Origin of the sequence: Arsukibacterium indicum (assembly GCF_019100565.1) — a bacterium.
Lineage (GTDB): Bacteria > Pseudomonadota > Gammaproteobacteria > Enterobacterales > Alteromonadaceae > Alishewanella > Alishewanella indicum.
On sequence record NZ_JAHRID010000006.1, the window covers coordinates 126,608 to 143,038 of the forward strand.

Consider the following 16,431-nt stretch of genomic DNA (forward strand, 5'->3'; position numbering starts at 1 on the left):
TAAATACTGACAGGCGCGAAATTGTGGTTATTTTTCAGACGAAGGCTCAGGAATGACCACGTAATGACCAATAAACTCAGCGCAATATTGCTGCTGACAATAAACACCAACTCTGATCTTTTGCCTGACTTTTTTGCCGTCAGCCAATGGCATGAGATTGCCACTGCAGTCCAGCAACTCACATCGAACTTCAGGCTCTGAACTGACAGGACGTAAATAACGGATATTGGCATTGGCCAGCACCTGAGCCCCCTGCAGACCTGCCGCTTTTAATTGCATGTACAACATCCCCCAGCCGGTTAATGTCGCCAGGGCGTAAATACTGCCGGCAAACATGGTCTGGTGTAAATTTATATTAGGTGCCAGCGGCGCACTGCAGCGTAGTTGGTAACCGTCGAAGCCGGTTATATTAAGCTGCATAAACTGACTAAGCGGGATGGTTTGTCGCCAGGTTTCAGCGAGTTGTTGCTGCCAAAGAATAAAATCAGCATCGCTGCCTGCCAGACGAAGTACTTTGACCATTATCACGTGAGCTATGCCGAAAAGTGCAGCGGCCTCGCCTACGTGCTGATACCCCTGCTGTTTATAAAAGCCAACAGCGGACTCTCTGGCGTTCAGCTGCAGCTGTTGCAAGCCAAGATACACCGCCTGCTGCTCAAGTGCCCGTAAAATCATACTACCTGCCCCTTTGCCGCGGGCATGATCGGCTACTGCCATATACCGGATCTGACCAGTAGTATTATCAAGCTGATGTAATCGGCCAACAGCCTGCAGTTTACCGTTGCTATCGGTTAACATCAGATGATAAGCCTGAAGTTCCAGTTCATCCTGCTCAGAGCCTGGCGGTTGTTGCCAGGGTGCGCGCAGCACTTGCCAGCGCAAATTATAGTAAGCCTGCCATTGCTCGGGAGTTTGCGGCCTGGTTAATTGCCAGTCAGAAGGTATTGCCATAAAAAACTCACTACAATAACAACAGGGAAAAATTAACTACTCAGCATAAACGTTACCGGGCCATCGTTTACCAGGCTAACCTGCATATCGGCCGCAAACACGCCGGTTTGCACCGGTATGTCCAGTTCGGTTAACTGCTGAACAAATTGCAGATAAAACTGCTCTGCCTTAGCCGGAGCGGCTGCAGGAGTAAAGCTCGGCCGCAGACCACTTTGAGTGTCAGCGGCCAGGGTAAACTGCGACACGACTAATACCGCACCAGCAGCCTGTTGCACATTTAAATTCATTTTGCCGTTACTGTCGCTAAACAGCCGATAATGCGCCACTTTATGTACCAGTTTAGCCAGGCTGGCTTCAGTATCTGTTGCCTCTACAGCCAGTAACAACAACAAGCCGGGACCAATGGCACTTACTTGCTCACCCGCCACTGATACCGATGCCTGGCTAACCCGTTGAATCAATGCTTTCATGCTTGCGACTCTCCAGATTTTTCAGCTTCGTCCAACTCAGCTCGTTGTTGCAGGAACGCAGTCAGCTCGGCACCAAGCAATACTACCAGCCAAGACAAATATACCCAGATAAACAGAATCGGTACCAGTGCCAGAGCGCCATACAGCGCCTGATAAGAAGGAAATTCACTGACGTATAATGTAAAACCACGTTTGAAAAACTCAAATAAGACGGTAGCCAGCAGCGCCCCCCACAGAGCATGGCGCACCCGCACTTTAAGATTAGGCACGACCAGATAAAGAATGAAAAAGGCCAGAAGTGACATCAGATAAGGGATGAGCCACAAAATAACGTTCGAGACGCCCGGCGTATAGTCGTCCGCATACCGACTTAACGTTGCCAGATATGACGTTACGGCGATTGAGGTTCCAATCAAAACCGGGCCCAGGGTTAAAATCATCCAGTAAATTGAAAATGAAATAATTGGCCGTGGCCGCTGTTTTATCCGCCAGATTTTGTTTAAGGTTTTATCAATATTATAAATTAGCAACAGCGCTATAATAATTAGTACCAGAATACCCACCGTCGTCATGCCGCTGGTATTATCGATAAACGTATTAATATATGTCTGAATTTCTGCCCCGCGGGTGGGGATAACATTGGCAAAAATAAGCTGCTCTAGTTCAGATTTCAGCTCTTCAAACATCGGGAACATACCAAGCATTGAAAACATTACGGCAATAAGTGGTACCAACGATAACAGTGAAATATAGGCGAGATAACCTGCCACTATCGTTATCTGATCCTGCTGGCATCGCTGAAAATAAGCAGCGATGAAATCTTTGATCTGACGCAGATACCGCAGCAGCTTTGACTTATCCATAGTAACTCCATGAATCCCTGATAACCGCAAGAATACTCGAAAGATCAGTGACAGACCAGCCTTCAGCTATTGGTACTACCTAACCATAAACAACAAAGCCAGCATTAAGCTGGCTTTGTCTTATAACATAAAACGATTATGCAGCAGGGCCGCGACTGGCACGCTTACGATCATTTTCTGTTAAGTGACGCTTACGGATCCGGATAGATTTAGGGGTAACTTCTACCAGCTCGTCGTCATCAATAAACTCAAGTGCCTGCTCCAGCGTATAACGGATTGGTGGCACCAGGTTAATCGCCTCATCAGTACCTGATGCACGCACGTTAGTTAACTGTTTACCTTTTAAGCAGTTAACAGTTAAGTCATTGCTGCGGCTGTGGATACCGATAACCTGACCCTCGTACACTTCTTCAGCATGACCGATAAACATCTTACCGCGTTCCTGCAAAGAGAAAATAGCGTAACCGGCGGCTTTACCTACGGCATTAGAGATCATTACACCATTCATCCGCTGACCGATATTGCCACCTTTGTGCGGGCCATAATGATCAAACGTGTGATACATCAGGCCGGTGCCTGAGGTAATGGTCATAAACTCGGTACGAAAACCAATTAATCCACGGCTTGGCATGTTAAAGTCCATCCGGATCCGGCCTTTGCCGTCTGGCTGCATATTGGTCATTTCGGCCTTACGCTCACCCATCCGCTCCATAATAGAGCCCTGATGCTGCTCTTCACAGTCGATGGTCACGTTTTCCATTGGTTCCATTTTCGCGCCGTCTACCATTTTCATGATAACTTCCGGGCGCGACACGGCCAATTCGAAACCTTCACGGCGCATATTTTCAATTAACACGCCTAAATGCAGTTCACCACGGCCAGACACCTTAAACTTGTCACCGTCTTCAGTCTCTTCAACCCGCAGTGCCACGTTGTGTTTCAGTTCGTGAGTTAAGCGTTCTAATATCTGACGAGAGGTAACGAACTTACCTTCTTTACCTGCAAACGGTGAAGTGTTTACCTGAAAGGTCATGGTAACAGTAGGCTCATCTACCTGCAGTGCCGGTAACGCCTCTACCTTAGTAGTGCTACAGATGGTGTCTGATATTTTCAGCTCGCCAAGACCGGTAAAGGCAACAATATCACCTGCCTGAGCTTCATTAGTTTCTATCCGCTCCAAGCCTAAGTAGCCAAATACCTGGCCAACTTTACCGTTACGCTTGGTACCGTCGGCACTAATAATCGTCACTTGCTGGTTAGGCTTAAGGCTGCCGCGTTTAATCCGGCCTATACCGATAATGCCCAGGTAGCTTGAATAATCCAGCTGTGATACCTGCAACTGGGTTTCACCATTCAGTTCAACCGCAGGCGGCGCAACGTGCTTAACAATAGCCTCAAACAAATCAGTAATATCTGTTTTAGGTTCGTTGTAGTCTAACGTTGCCCAGCCGTTTAATGCAGAAGCATATACGATGGGAAAATCTAACTGCTCGTCGGTTGCACCTAAATTGTCGAACAGATCAAATACCTGATCGATAACCCAATCAGGGCGCGCACCAGGACGGTCAATTTTATTAACAACTACAATAGGTTTTAAACCGTGAGAGAACGCTTTTTGGGTAACGAAGCGGGTTTGCGGCATCGGGCCGTCAACCGCATCAACCAGCAGTAAAACTGAGTCTGCCATTGACAGTACCCGCTCTACTTCACCACCGAAATCGGCGTGACCAGGGGTATCCAGAATATTGATATGATAGCCGTTCCAGCGTACCGAAGTATTTTTTGCCAGAATAGTTATACCGCGCTCAGACTCCTGAGCATTGGAGTCCATCATCCGCTCCTGCAACTTGGCACGGGCATCGAAAGTGCCAGACTGTTGCAACAATTTGTCTACCAGGGTGGTTTTGCCGTGGTCGACGTGCGCGATGATGGCAATATTACGCAGTTTATCTAAAGTTGACGCGGTAACGCTCATGAATCTGTATCCTCTGTGGCACTAGATGACCATAATGACCACCAGGCAAACGCTTTTCAAAAGTAAAGGGCGCATATTCTACTCTTTTTTTTCACAGAAAGAAAAAGACCTCGTACTCATTGACGGTTTTTTTTCAGACAGAGCCAAAATTTCAGCTACACTTGGCTGTTATCGCAATGCACTAATAACGAGCAGCAAGGCACCACAATGGTGCATCAGTATAGTTTCAACTTAACGTCGCGATATTAAATCAAATTAAATCATGCAGTTGTATTTTGGCATGTATCTGGCATTTAATAGCGCAATCACTAATTCAGTGTTCAAATCGGGTCAATTGGAGGAATGCATGTCTGCATCGGAAGTATTAAAATTAATTAAAGAAAACGACGTCAAGTTTGTCGATTTACGCTTTACAGACACCAAAGGTAAAGAGCAGCATGTCAGTATCCCGGTTAGTCAGGTCACTGAAGACATGTTTGAAGACGGTAAAATGTTTGATGGTTCTTCCATTACCGGCTGGAAAGGCATCAACGATTCAGACATGATCCTGTTGCCAGACCCCAGCACCGCCGTGCTGGATCCGTTCTTTGAAGAAACCACCCTGAACGTAACCTGTGACGTTATCGAACCCAGCACTATGCAAGGCTACGATCGCGATCCGCGCTCTATCGCCAAACGTGCAGAAGAATATTTAAAATCGACCGGTATTGCCGATACCGTGCTGTTCGGGCCTGAGCCAGAGTTTTTCATGTTCGACGATATTCGTTTTGAAACCACCATGGCCAGCTCATTCTTTAAGATTAACTCAACTGAAGCGGCCTGGAACTCTGGTACTGTTTACGAAGACGGTAACAAAGGCCACCGCCCGAGCGTTAAAGGTGGTTATTTCCCATTACCACCGGTAGATTCAGGCCACGACATTCGTAGCGCCATGTGTATGGTACTGGAAGAAATGGGCCAGACCGTTGAAGCGCACCACCATGAAGTTGCGACTGCCGGCCAGAACGAAATTGCGACCCGCTTTAATACCCTGACCAAAAAAGCCGACGAAGTACAGCAATTAAAATATGTAATCCACAACGTGGCACATTTATATGGTAAAACTGCTACTTTTATGCCAAAACCATTGGTGGGTGATAACGGTTCAGGCATGCATTGCCACCAGTCACTGGCCAAAGACGGTGTAAACCTGTTTGCAGGTGATAAGTATGCGGGTTTATCAGAACTCGCCCTTTACTACATTGGCGGTATCATTAAGCACGCTAAGGCAATTAATGCGTTTACCAACCCGTCAACTAACTCTTATAAACGCTTGGTACCGCATTTCGAAGCACCGGTAATGCTGGCGTATTCTGCCCGTAACCGTTCTGCATCAATTCGTATTCCGTTGGTACCCAGTGCTAAAGCCCGCCGGATTGAATGTCGCTTCCCGGATCCGGCTGCTAACCCATATCTGGCGTTTACTGCGCAGTTGATGGCAGGTCTGGATGGTATTCAGAATAAAATTCACCCTGGCGATGCCATGGACAAAGATCTGTACGACTTACCTGCTGAAGAAGCAGCCAATATTCCACAAGTTTGTACCTCATTAGATGAGGCGATGGACGAACTGGATAAAAACCGGGCGATCTTTACTAAAGGTGGCGTAATGTCTGATGCGATGATTGATGCTTACATTGCAATTAAGCGCGCAGAATCACGCCGCGTGTCTGTAGCGGTACATCCGTTAGAGTTTGAACTGTACTACAGCGTGTAATCATAGTTTGCAAAAAAGGCCCACTGAAGTGGGCTTTTTTTTTGTAGAATTCTTTATTAAAGCACGCTAAAGTGTGATGATAACTATTAAAATACAACATAAATGGATTTGACAAGCACATGAATAAGTTATTGTTGTTATTAACTTTATTGATAATCATGCTGCCATTACAGGCGCAGGAAAAGCGCATATTTGTCACGAAAGATGCCAATGGGGTATTAATATTTTCTGATAGCCCACAGCCAGGTGCTGAAGAAGTGACACTAACCAGCCGCCCTAACATTATGGAATCAACCGGTACTAATCTGCCCGGAAGAAAGCCGGTAGAACCGGAACCCTTTAAAATTGAAATAGCTCAACCCGAGAATAATGGCACTGTGCGCGATAACACCGGTTCAGTATATGTGTCTGGCCGAATCACACCGATGTTTCAACGTGGCCTGCAAGTACGGTTGGTCGTTGACGGCACTCCACTTAGCGAACCACAAAATAAAGCAACTTTTATTCTGCGGGATGTTAATCGTGGTGAACACACCCTGCAAATGGAATTATTTGATCAAAGCGGCAAGCTTATTGCAACCAGTCCTGTCACAACCTTCTATCTTCACAGAGCGTCGGTAATTAACCCCAATTAGGGCAGCCAGGGCTGTAATTCGGCATAAAACCGATTACACTGCCAGTCACCTGCACTAATTTGGTGCAACAGAGGTGGCAGTGTGACAACCCAAAGTAAACAACCTGATTTTACGGCGCTTGCCGAACAACTCACCACTGCGGTGTTGTTGCTCGACAGTGATCTGATGCTGCGCTACTTCAATACTGCATGCTGTGCCGTAATGGGCCTGGGCGAAAAGCGCCTGACTGCCCAGTATTTTCCCGGTTTGTTTCAGCACATTGATATCAAAGCCAGTCATCTGACTGCCGCGCTCAGCAGCAAACAAGGCTTTAGCGTCAGCGATGTACAGGCGGTACTGCTGGATGGCCGCCACCTGTTGCTTGATATTTACCTGACCGTCAGTGAACAACCAGCCAACCATCTGCTACTGGAATTAAGACAGGTAGATCAGCAACGCAAAATCAGTATGGAAAGCCTGCAGCAACATCAGCACCTGGCAGCGCGGGAACTTATCCGCGGGCTGGCCCATGAAATTAAAAATCCGTTAGGCGGTTTACGTGGTGCGGCGCAATTGCTTGAGGAGTCGCTGGACGAAGAGCAGAAGGAATATACCCAGCTAATTATTGCCCAGGCTGACCGCTTGCGAAACCTGGTAGACCGCTTGCTGGGCCCTTACCGGCCGCCACAAAAAGTTACCACAAACTTACATCAGGTAATTGAACAGGTTTTGCAACTGGCCCTGATGGATAATCCGGCTAAAGCCCGCTTTAGTCGCGATTATGATCCCAGCATTCCGGATTTCAGCTTTGACCCTGAATTAATCGAACAAGCGCTGCTGAATATCGTCCGCAACGCTCAGCAGGTTTTAGCAGATAACGGCGCTATATGCCTGCAAAGCCGGATTTTACATCAGCATACCCTGAATGGTAAACGCTACAAACTAGTTGCTTTTATTAAGGTTATTGATAACGGCCCGGGGATCCCAGCCGAAATTAAAGACACCTTGTTTTACCCGATGGTCAGCGGCAAAGCCGGTGGTACCGGACTTGGTTTATCGATTGCCCAAACCCTGATCCATCAGCATGGTGGCTGGATTGACTGTGACAGTTGGCCCGGCCAGACAGAATTTACCTTATATTTGCCTATCTCAGACACGGAGGAATAACGCAATGAGTGATACCGTCTGGATTATTGACGACGACAACTCAATTCGTTGGGTGCTGGAAAAGGCATTAGGCCGTGCAGATATTCAGTGTGAAAGCTTTGCATCAGCCGATTTAATGCTGCAGCGGCTGGAATATGAGCAACCTGCGGTAGTGGTTTCCGACATCCGGATGCCCGGAACAGATGGCATGGCCTTGCTGGCGAAACTGCAGGGGCTGGCGCCGGAGTTACCCGTTATTATTATGACTGCCCATTCTGATCTGGACAGTGCCGTTAATGCCTTTAAACGGGGTGCTTTTGAATACTTGCCAAAACCTTTTGATGTTAATGACGCTGTCGCGCTGATTAGCCGGGCGTTGCAACATAGTAACAGCCAGCGTGCCCGCCAAAAACCTCAGGCTGCCAGCATTACTCCGGAAATTATTGGTGAGGCACCGGCAATGCAGGAGGTATTCCGGGCTATAGGCCGGTTGGCCCGCTCCAGCATCAGCGTACTGATAAATGGTCAGTCAGGCACCGGTAAAGAGCTGGTAGCAAGGGCACTTCATAAACATAGCCCCCGATCTGAACAGCCCTTTATTGCCCTCAACATGGCCGCTATTCCAAAAGATTTAATCGAGTCCGAACTGTTCGGGCATGAAAAAGGCGCATTTACCGGCGCCAACAACTTGCGAAAAGGACGGTTTGAGCAGGCTGACGGCGGTACCTTATTTCTGGATGAAATTGGCGATATGCCACTGGATGTGCAAACCCGTTTATTGCGGGTACTGGCCGACGGTCAGTTCTACCGGGTGGGTGGCCATCAGGCGGTCGGCGTAGATGTCCGGATTATTGCCGCAACTCACCAGAACCTTGAGCAACTGGCTCAGGAGGGGAAATTCAGGGAAGATCTATTCCATCGTCTGAATGTAATTCGGGTCCACTTGCCTCCATTAAAAGATCGCAAACAAGATATCGCGAGACTCGCTCAGCATTTCTTGCAACAGGCCGCTAAAGAGTTAAATGTGGAAGCAAAAACCCTGACCAAAGAGGCAGAACAGTTTTTGAGTCAGCTTGACTGGCCGGGTAATGTGCGTCAGTTAGAAAATAGCTGTCGCTGGCTGACCGTAATGGCAAGCGGTAAACATATTGTGGTAGCCGACTTACCACCGGAGCTGGTACAACCGGCCAAAAACAGCCAGAAACAAGCGTCCACAGAAAGCAGCGACTGGCAAAGCCAGCTGGCAAGCTGGGTTGAAGATAAGCTAAGTGCCGGTGAACAGAATATTCTGGCTGAAGCCAGCCCGGCATTTGAGCGGATTGTGTTGCAGCAGGCACTGCACTTTACCCGTGGTCATAAACAGGAAGCGGCCCGATGCCTGGGCTGGGGCCGCAATACCTTAACGCGTAAACTAAAAGAGCTGGAAATCGAATAAATCTGTTATTCGGTTTTTAAATTCCGTTTTTGCTGCCAGTTGAGCTTACGTTGTTGTTGCTCGCTGGCCAGCTGTTGCCGCTGCTCCGGCGTCAGCATCTGGTAAACCTGATGGCGTAATTTCAGCTGCGCCAGCCTGCGTTCAACACGCTGTTGTTCTTGTTGCTGCAATAATTCTGTTGCAGCAGCATCATCAAAATAGTCTGCCGTTACCAGCTCACGTAAGGCATGTTGTGTGCCATCGCCGCGTTTACGCTCAGGCCTGTTTGCTTTATGGTCTTTAACCAGCTGTCGCAACTGTTGCTGCTGAGATGCGGTAAGGTCAAGGCCAGCTAGCATTTTCTGGTAGTTAAAGCCACCCCGCTGCATCTTATGTGACTTGTCTGGCTGCTCAGGCTTGTTATGATAGCCGGCACTGGCGGTGGTCGTTACCAGGAACAGGCTTATAAAGGTTACCATTAACGTTATTGCTTTCATCATTTATACTCCGAAGTTAAGACACTGACAGCTTAACGGCTTCAATGCAAAGTAATGCAAAGCGCAGGTAAAGGTTCAGTAAAGATTCTGGCGGCAATAAATGCAATGGATACACTGAGCAAAAAAGAGCTGGTATGACTGCAATTTTAATCATTGATGATGATATTGAACTATGCACGCTGGTAGCTGATTACCTGGCAATGGATGGCTATCAGATTGATATGATTCACGATGGGATCAGTGGTCTGAGCAAAGCACAAACCGGCAACTATCAACTGATACTGCTGGACGTAATGTTGCCAGGTCTGGATGGACTTAACCTGCTTAAAGCCCTGCGGCACGATAATTATTGTCCGGTACTGATGCTAACAGCCCGCGGTGAAGATATCGATCGAATAATTGGTCTTGAACTTGGTGCAGACGATTATCTTGCAAAACCGTTTAACCCCAGAGAATTACAGGCCCGGGTTAAAGCTATCTTACGGCGGGTAGAGCTGGCACATCACGACAGCAGTCAAACGGCTCCGCTTCTTGAGATTAATCAGGTTACACTTAACCCGCGAAACCGCCAGGTACAGTGCAAACAACAAGATGTTAGTCTGACCGCAACTGAATTTCAGTTACTGGAAATGCTAATGCGCCATGCCGGCCAGTTGGTCAGTAAAGAAACACTGAGCCAGCAAGTTTTAGGCCGGCGCCTGCAGCAGTATGATCGCAGTCTGGATATGCATGTCAGTAATATCCGCAAAAAGCTGGGCCAATTAGCCAGTGACGAAAAGATCCAGACCTTACGCGGCAGCGGTTACTTGTTTCTCAGCGGCCCTGTCTGACTATGCTACGCTGGTTAAACCCGATTAATTCCCTGGCCGGACGCATCTTTGTCTGGTTCTGGCTTGTCTTGCTGTTAACTGTGTTGTTGACCCTGCTTATTTCACGAAGCATGAGTGATCCCACGGATATCCGCAGGCTGCCGTCACAAATGAGTAGGCAGTTACAGAATCAGCTAGCGCCACTGGCACAAAGTATTGACCGGGTGAGTCTGTTGCAGAAGCTCGCTGAAGATAAGTACAGCAACTGGCTGGTGGTAAATAACGCTGATCAGCTGTTATTAAATCCTGAAGCTCTGCCCGACCGCTTTGACCCGCACTGGTTAACTGAGCTTGCTCAGCTTAACCGGCCACGCCTGTTACGCCATCGTAATGTCTACCTTGCCGGGCCATTTATTATTGAAGTAGCCGGCCAGCAACTGGCCTTATATCAGCAGCGCCAACGACCGCCGCGTCCCTGGTGGAGTATGCGAACCTTATCTGAACCGCTGCTCGTATTGTTACTGTTGGCCGTATCTGCAACGGCCAGCTTTGTGCTGGCAGTATCGATCTCCCGCCCCCTTAGGGAGTTGTTACAGCAAAACCTGGCGTTTGCCTCAGGCAAGCTCAGCAGCCGGGTCAGCAAGCTGGCTAAAAGGCGCGATGAACTTGGCCAGCTTGGTCGAAGCTTCAATACCATGGCCGAACAGATTAGTGATCTGTTGCAAAACCAGCAACGTTTGCTGCGAGATATTTCACATGAGTTACGCTCCCCCCTTACCAGAGCACAGCTGGCATTGGGTCTGGCAGAGCAGCAGCAAAACCTGCAGCAACTTCCTAGATTAAAGCAAGAACTTGAGCGGATAGATGCAATGCTCGACGAACTACTTACCTTTAGCAGACTGGATGCCGGCCAGTATCAACTGGATGTCGGTACCTGTGATTTGACAGCAATGCTGGAAGAATTAATAGAACTGAACCAGGTAGAAGCTGAAAGTAAGCACCAGCAATTACTGCTTGCTGCTCCCGCCCAGTCTTGGCTTGATGCCGATGGTCGGTTACTAAGCCGGGCATTTGATAATATTATCCGAAATGCAATTAAATACGGCCCGTCTGACAGTACTATTCGCCTGACCGTACAAGCACAACTGCAACCCAAACAGTGGGTGGTTGAAGTAACTGATCAGGGGCCCGGGCTGCCAGAAAAGGAGCTTGCAGCAGTGTTTCAACCTTTTTATCGGGTGAGTGACAGCCGCACCCAGCAAACCGGAGGCACAGGCCTTGGGCTGGCAATCGTCGCTAAAATTGTGCATCAGCACAACGGTACCGTGCTGGCGATAAATCGTATGCCGGGTTTATCTGTCCGGATCACCCTACCATGCCAATCGGCCAACGCAAGGCAATCCGCCACATGATGCCCCCCGTATGCGCAGGCTCAACAGAAGCATCACTGGCAGAAAACTGGCAAAAGCAATTGCTGCCTCTATGGCAAAGCTTTGTGCATGCAGATCTTTACACCACCGACCAAACCCGCTTGAGTTATAGCTACTTTCTGGCAGATAGCAAAGCACAGGCTGTTGTTTTCAGCACTGGCAGGGTAGAAATGGCGGTAAAATACATTGAACTGATGCAGGATTTTATCGCTGCGGGATACAGTGTATTTATCATCGATCACCGCGGCCAGGGGCAGTCGGCAAGGCTTCATGTCGACCCTCATCTTGGCTATGTCGCCGATTTTCAGCATTATGTCAGCGATTTTAATCAGTTTATTACTGAAGTCGTCCAGCCTTCTGGCCATCAGCATCATTTACTGCTGGCGCATTCTATGGGGGCAGCAATTGCCTGCCAATATCTGCAACAATTTCAACACCCCTTCAGCGCAGCGATTTTCGGCTCGCCCATGTTTGGTTTGCATGCAGGCAAGGTGCCTTCTATCCTGGCCACTAAACTGGTTGCAGGTTACGGTTGGCTCAGAACTAAATTAAAACAAGATAACCTGCAGTACTTTCCCGGACAAACACCTTATAAAGCATTGCCCTTTGCCGGCAATCCGCTAACCCATAGTCAGTCACGTTATCAATGGCTACAGCAGCTTTATCAGCTATATCCTGGCAGCCAACTTGGTGGTGTAAGCTGGGGATGGGTAACTCAGGCAATCGGTGCCATGGCTGAAATTCAGTTAAACGCCATAAAATTTAACGTCCCGCTGCTACTGTTGCAGGCCGCTGACGATCAGATTGTCAGTAACCACGCGCAAGATAACTGGTTTAAACACTTACCAGCAGCGTTATACAAACAACATTTCGTTCTGATTGGTGCTCATCATGAGATCTGGATGGAGCAGGACGTGATCCGCCAGCAAGCATTTAGCGCTGTTAATCAATTTCTGGCTGGACTTACTGAGCAGAAAAAGCAATAACGTTTTAAACTCAGACGACTAAACGCCGCCGGCAAAACCATGTTGGCGCCAGGCTTCATAACAGACAATAGCTACGGTATTAGCCAGGTTAAGGCTGCGTGCTCCCGGCCGCATTGGCAAGCGGATCCGCTGCGAAACTGGGATGGTATCACGCACTGAATCGGACAAACCTGCTGTCTCAGATCCGAAAAGTAACACATCATCGGGTAGGAACTGTTGTTGCTGAAACGGCTGACTCCCCTTGGTGGTTAACGCCAGGATCCGCTTACCTGTCATAGCGGCAGCAAAACTTTGATAGTCAACATAGCGACTGACGTTGGCCAGGTCATGATAATCAAGCCCTGCCCTTCGTAACTTTTTTTCCTCAAAATCAAAACCCATTGGTTCAATAATGTGCAATTGGCAACCGGTGTTTGCCGCTAACCGAATTATATTTCCAGTGTTAGGTGCTATTTGGGGTTCAAACAAAGCAATATGAAACATATGATACGAACGCCAGTTGGAGAAAGGCCGTTAATTTACACGCTGTATTGGTTAAGTTAAAGCGGTTAAATGCAATGACTGTCGGAAATATCACCAATTAATTTGCTTTAAGGTCGTTATGCCAGCTATATTTACCCCGTAATGTGTACACTACAAGGACGTTATAGTTATGCGTATGCCAGGTTGGCTGTTTTTATTCGCCCTGCTGCCGACCTTTTCGGCCCGGGCTAGTATTGCTGACGGGTTTTCAGCTATCTCTGCCTCTCCAATGCTTACTTTCGCAGCAGGATTTTTTGTTGCTGGCATTGCTGGTTGGTGGCGCCTCAGACAACTTCGGGCCCGCCAGAAATCACAACATCAGGTATTGCGGCAATTGCTTACCGATACCAGTGCACTGGTGGCCGTACTTGACCAGAATTGCCAACTACTGATTGCCAGTACCGCGCTGGAGAAAGTCGCACAACAACAGAACCTTTGCCACTGCATGTACTTTGATCCGGTGACAAAACAAAAAGCCTGGCAAGACATCCAGCAAGTTTTGGAAACACAACGAAGCTGGCAGGGGGAACTATGGTGGCTGCTAAAAAATGATTTGCTGGCTGTCAGTCTGACGATAACTCAAAGTAATAATACTGCCTGGCCAGAAGCACGATACCTGCTTGTTGCCCAGGACATTACTGAGCGCAAAAGAGCCGATCAACAGCAACTTAACAACCTGACCAGAGACCCACTGACCAGTCTGCCAAACCGGATTATGCTGGAAGAACAATTGGCCAGCAATGTTGCCTCCTGTAATACGCTGTACCCGGCTACCGCTTTGATATTAGTAAAATTAAATCAGTTACTCAACACAGAGTCTGCTGAAGCCGGGCAAAGCAGCGCAAAGCGAATTGCTGACATTGCTCTGAGCTTGCGTCAGGCGATTGCACCACAGTTCACGTTGGGTCGGTACAGCAGTGATTGTTTTGCTATACTGGTCGCGCCTCATCAATGCTTTGCGCCGGTTGAATTGCCGCTTAACCAGCTGGCACACCAGATCCTGTTACAAATAAACCAGTTTAATATTATCAGCAGTTCTAGTCAGGTTTATGCCAGTATTGGTATAAGCCGGTACCCAGATGACGGGGCAGATGCCAATACTTTGATGCAAAGTGCAGAGCGTGCGGTACAAAGCGCCACACGTAGCGGAGCCAGCCAATTCTGCTTTGCAGACAGCCGGCTGCAACAGCACGCAACTGAGTATCTCACCCTGCAAACTGAGCTTAGCAAAAGCCTGAATAATGATGACTTTATTGTTTACTTCCAGCCCCAACTGAGTATCAGCAGTAACCGGGTTGTTGGCTACGAAGCCTTGCTGCGTTGGCATAATCCAAAACGCGGAATTATGCAGCCACAAAGTTTTTTGGCACTGGCTGAGCAAAGCGGCATGATAGTGTCGTTAGACCGCCTGGTCTTCCGGGAAAGTTGTCAGCAAATAAAACAATGGTTACAAACCAATCAACTTCGTGGCCGGGTAGCGCTAAATATTTCAGCTCAGCATTTTCAACAAACCGATTTCGTCAATTTCCTGAACAGTTGTCTGCAGGATCATAAACTCACAGCCGAATATTTCACATTAGAGCTGGATGAACGAATTTTTCAGCAACCAACTGTCAACCTGCAAAGCCGGCTGGTTGCTCTGAGCGACGCTGGTTTTCAATTGATCCTGGATAATTTTGGTGATGGCGTTTCTTCGCTAACCAGCTTGCGACAGTTACCACTGCATGGTGTCAAAATTGCCCGCAGCCTGATTAACCAGATGGAACAAAAAGAGCAGCAACGCAATATTACTGCCAGTTTAATCCGGTTGGCGGGCTATCTGCAGCTGGAAGTAACCGCCAGTGGCATCGACAATGAAATGCAAGCTTATCTGCTGCATGTGATGGGTTGTGATAAATTACAAGGTAATTTGTTCAGTAAAGCCTTACCCGCCAGTGAGATACCAGCCGTACTGGCTAAAGAAAACAAGCTTATCAAAAAAGCAGCCGGTTAGTTAACCTCGTCCCGCTTTTCACGGCCAAGCAGGTCAACAGCGGCAAGTTTAACATCTTTATTCTGGTATAAAACCTGATAAATCTGCTCTGATATTGGCATCTCGATACCTGTTCGCCGGGCCAGATTAAATACTTCTTTAGCGTTGCGATACCCTTCAACAACCTGACCTATCGTGGCCATAGCGTCATCAACTGTTTTTCCCTGCCCCAGCAATAAGCCAAAACGGCGATTACGCGACTGGTTATCAGTACACGTCAGTACCAGATCTCCCAAACCGGCCATCCCCATAAACGTATCTTTCTGAGCGCCGAGCGCACAGCCCAGCCGGCTCATTTCTGCCAGCCCTCTGGTAATCAGAGCGGTTCTGGCGTTGGCACCAAAACCAATACCGTCTGCCATGCCCGCACCAATTGCGATAACATTTTTGACGGCTCCGCCCAACTGAACACCGATAAAGTCGGGGTTAGTGTATACCCGGAAACTTTTTGCACAGTGCAGTAAGTCTGACAGTCGGCTGATAAATGGCTGATCTACCGATGATAGAGTTATTGCTGTCGGCATGCCCGCTGCCATCTCTTTGGCGAAAGTAGGGCCTGACAGCACTGCAAGCGCAACCTGTTCACCAAGGATTTCCCGGGCGACATCCTGCAACAAGCGTCCGCTTTCCGGTTCCAGCCCTTTGGTAGCCCACGCTACTCTGGCATTGGTCGCTAAAAAAGGTTTAATTTGTTTAAGGGTATCAGCAAACGCATGGCTGGGTACAACCACCAGAATATCACGACTGCTTTGCACCACATTCTGCAAATCAGCACTGACAGTCAGGCTGTCTGGTAAACGAATGCCCGGAAGATACTTTTGATTACAACGTTGCTGTTGCATCTGTTGAATATCTGCAGCATTTCGGCCCCACAGAGTGATGGGATTGCCATTACGTGCCAGACAAATAGCAAGGGCAGTGCCATATGACCCTGCCCCTAATACTGCGATTGCTGTGCCAGCCATC

General features: G+C 48.3%; 15 protein-coding genes. 8 read left to right on the forward strand and 7 right to left on the reverse strand.

Annotation, left to right across the window (positions count from 1 at the left end):
• Positions 1-27: 27 nt before the first annotated feature.
• The 4 genes from KQY15_RS13395 to typA all read right to left on the reverse strand — a co-directional run bounded on the left by KQY15_RS13395 (position 28) and on the right by typA (position 4,259).
• Positions 28-951 (reverse strand): bifunctional GNAT family N-acetyltransferase/hotdog fold thioesterase, encoded by a 924-nt coding sequence (locus tag KQY15_RS13395; RefSeq protein ID WP_217669977.1) that lies wholly within the window; start codon positions 949-951, stop codon positions 28-30.
• 32 nt (positions 952-983) lie between these two features.
• Complete coding sequence (gene dtd / locus KQY15_RS13400) at positions 984-1,421, reverse strand: D-aminoacyl-tRNA deacylase (protein ID WP_217669979.1); 438 nt, start codon at positions 1,419-1,421, stop codon at positions 984-986.
• Entirely contained in the window at positions 1,418-2,284 is an 867-nt protein-coding gene (locus KQY15_RS13405; protein WP_217669981.1) for a virulence factor BrkB family protein, read from the reverse strand. Before KQY15_RS13405 ends, dtd begins: the two co-directional genes overlap by 4 nt.
• Before the next feature lie 136 nt (positions 2,285-2,420).
• Positions 2,421-4,259 carry a translational GTPase TypA gene (typA, locus tag KQY15_RS13410; RefSeq protein WP_217669983.1) on the reverse strand — a complete coding sequence of 613 codons (1,839 nt, stop codon included), beginning with the start codon at positions 4,257-4,259 and terminating at the stop codon, positions 2,421-2,423.
• Between the two features lie 346 nt (positions 4,260-4,605).
• Between typA and glnA the strand changes: the two genes are divergently transcribed.
• The 4 genes from glnA (at position 4,606) to glnG (ending at position 9,210) form a co-directional block, all read left to right on the forward strand.
• Entirely contained in the window at positions 4,606-6,015 is a 1,410-nt protein-coding gene (gene glnA, locus KQY15_RS13415; RefSeq protein ID WP_217669985.1) for a glutamate--ammonia ligase, read from the forward strand.
• 119 nt (positions 6,016-6,134) lie between these two features.
• Positions 6,135-6,650, forward strand: a complete 516-nt coding sequence (locus KQY15_RS13420) for a DUF4124 domain-containing protein (protein WP_217669987.1) — start codon at positions 6,135-6,137, stop codon at positions 6,648-6,650.
• 81 nt (positions 6,651-6,731) lie between these two features.
• Complete coding sequence (glnL, locus tag KQY15_RS13425) at positions 6,732-7,796, forward strand: nitrogen regulation protein NR(II) (RefSeq protein WP_217669989.1); 1,065 nt, start codon at positions 6,732-6,734, stop codon at positions 7,794-7,796.
• A gap of 4 nt (positions 7,797-7,800) precedes the next feature.
• Complete coding sequence (glnG, locus tag KQY15_RS13430; protein ID WP_217669991.1) at positions 7,801-9,210, forward strand: nitrogen regulation protein NR(I); 1,410 nt, start codon at positions 7,801-7,803, stop codon at positions 9,208-9,210.
• Between the two features lie 5 nt (positions 9,211-9,215).
• On the opposite strand, the gene KQY15_RS13435 is transcribed toward glnG, so the two are convergent.
• Positions 9,216-9,689: a Spy/CpxP family protein refolding chaperone gene (locus tag KQY15_RS13435; RefSeq protein WP_217669993.1), complete on the reverse strand. Its 474-nt coding sequence runs from the start codon at positions 9,687-9,689 to the stop codon at positions 9,216-9,218.
• Positions 9,690-9,820: 131 nt separating this feature from the next.
• Here KQY15_RS13435 and KQY15_RS13440 point away from each other — a divergent pair, with 131 nt between their 5' ends.
• From KQY15_RS13440 to KQY15_RS13450, 3 genes are all read left to right on the forward strand, one after another.
• Positions 9,821-10,516 carry a response regulator transcription factor gene (locus KQY15_RS13440; protein WP_217669995.1) on the forward strand — a complete coding sequence of 232 codons (696 nt, stop codon included), beginning with the start codon at positions 9,821-9,823 and terminating at the stop codon, positions 10,514-10,516.
• Positions 10,517-10,665: 149 nt separating this feature from the next.
• A complete protein-coding gene (locus KQY15_RS13445) occupies positions 10,666-11,907 on the forward strand; it encodes a sensor histidine kinase (RefSeq protein WP_254795708.1) in 1,242 nt (413 codons plus the stop codon).
• Entirely contained in the window at positions 11,904-12,911 is a 1,008-nt protein-coding gene (locus KQY15_RS13450) for an alpha/beta fold hydrolase (RefSeq protein ID WP_217669999.1), read from the forward strand. The genes KQY15_RS13445 and KQY15_RS13450 overlap by 4 nt, the downstream gene beginning before the upstream one ends.
• An 18-nt stretch (positions 12,912-12,929) precedes the next feature.
• On the opposite strand, the gene KQY15_RS13455 is transcribed toward KQY15_RS13450, so the two are convergent.
• Positions 12,930-13,394 carry a tRNA (cytidine(34)-2'-O)-methyltransferase gene (locus KQY15_RS13455; protein WP_217670001.1) on the reverse strand — a complete coding sequence of 155 codons (465 nt, stop codon included), beginning with the start codon at positions 13,392-13,394 and terminating at the stop codon, positions 12,930-12,932.
• Positions 13,395-13,563: 169 nt separating this feature from the next.
• Between KQY15_RS13455 and KQY15_RS13460 the strand changes: the two genes are divergently transcribed.
• Complete coding sequence (locus KQY15_RS13460) at positions 13,564-15,426, forward strand: putative bifunctional diguanylate cyclase/phosphodiesterase (protein WP_217670003.1); 1,863 nt, start codon at positions 13,564-13,566, stop codon at positions 15,424-15,426.
• Here KQY15_RS13460 and gpsA read toward each other — a convergent pair.
• Positions 15,423-16,430, reverse strand: a complete 1,008-nt coding sequence (gpsA, locus tag KQY15_RS13465; protein WP_217670005.1) for an NAD(P)H-dependent glycerol-3-phosphate dehydrogenase — start codon at positions 16,428-16,430, stop codon at positions 15,423-15,425. The genes KQY15_RS13460 and gpsA overlap by 4 nt on opposite strands.
• Position 16,431 lies beyond the last annotated feature (1 nt).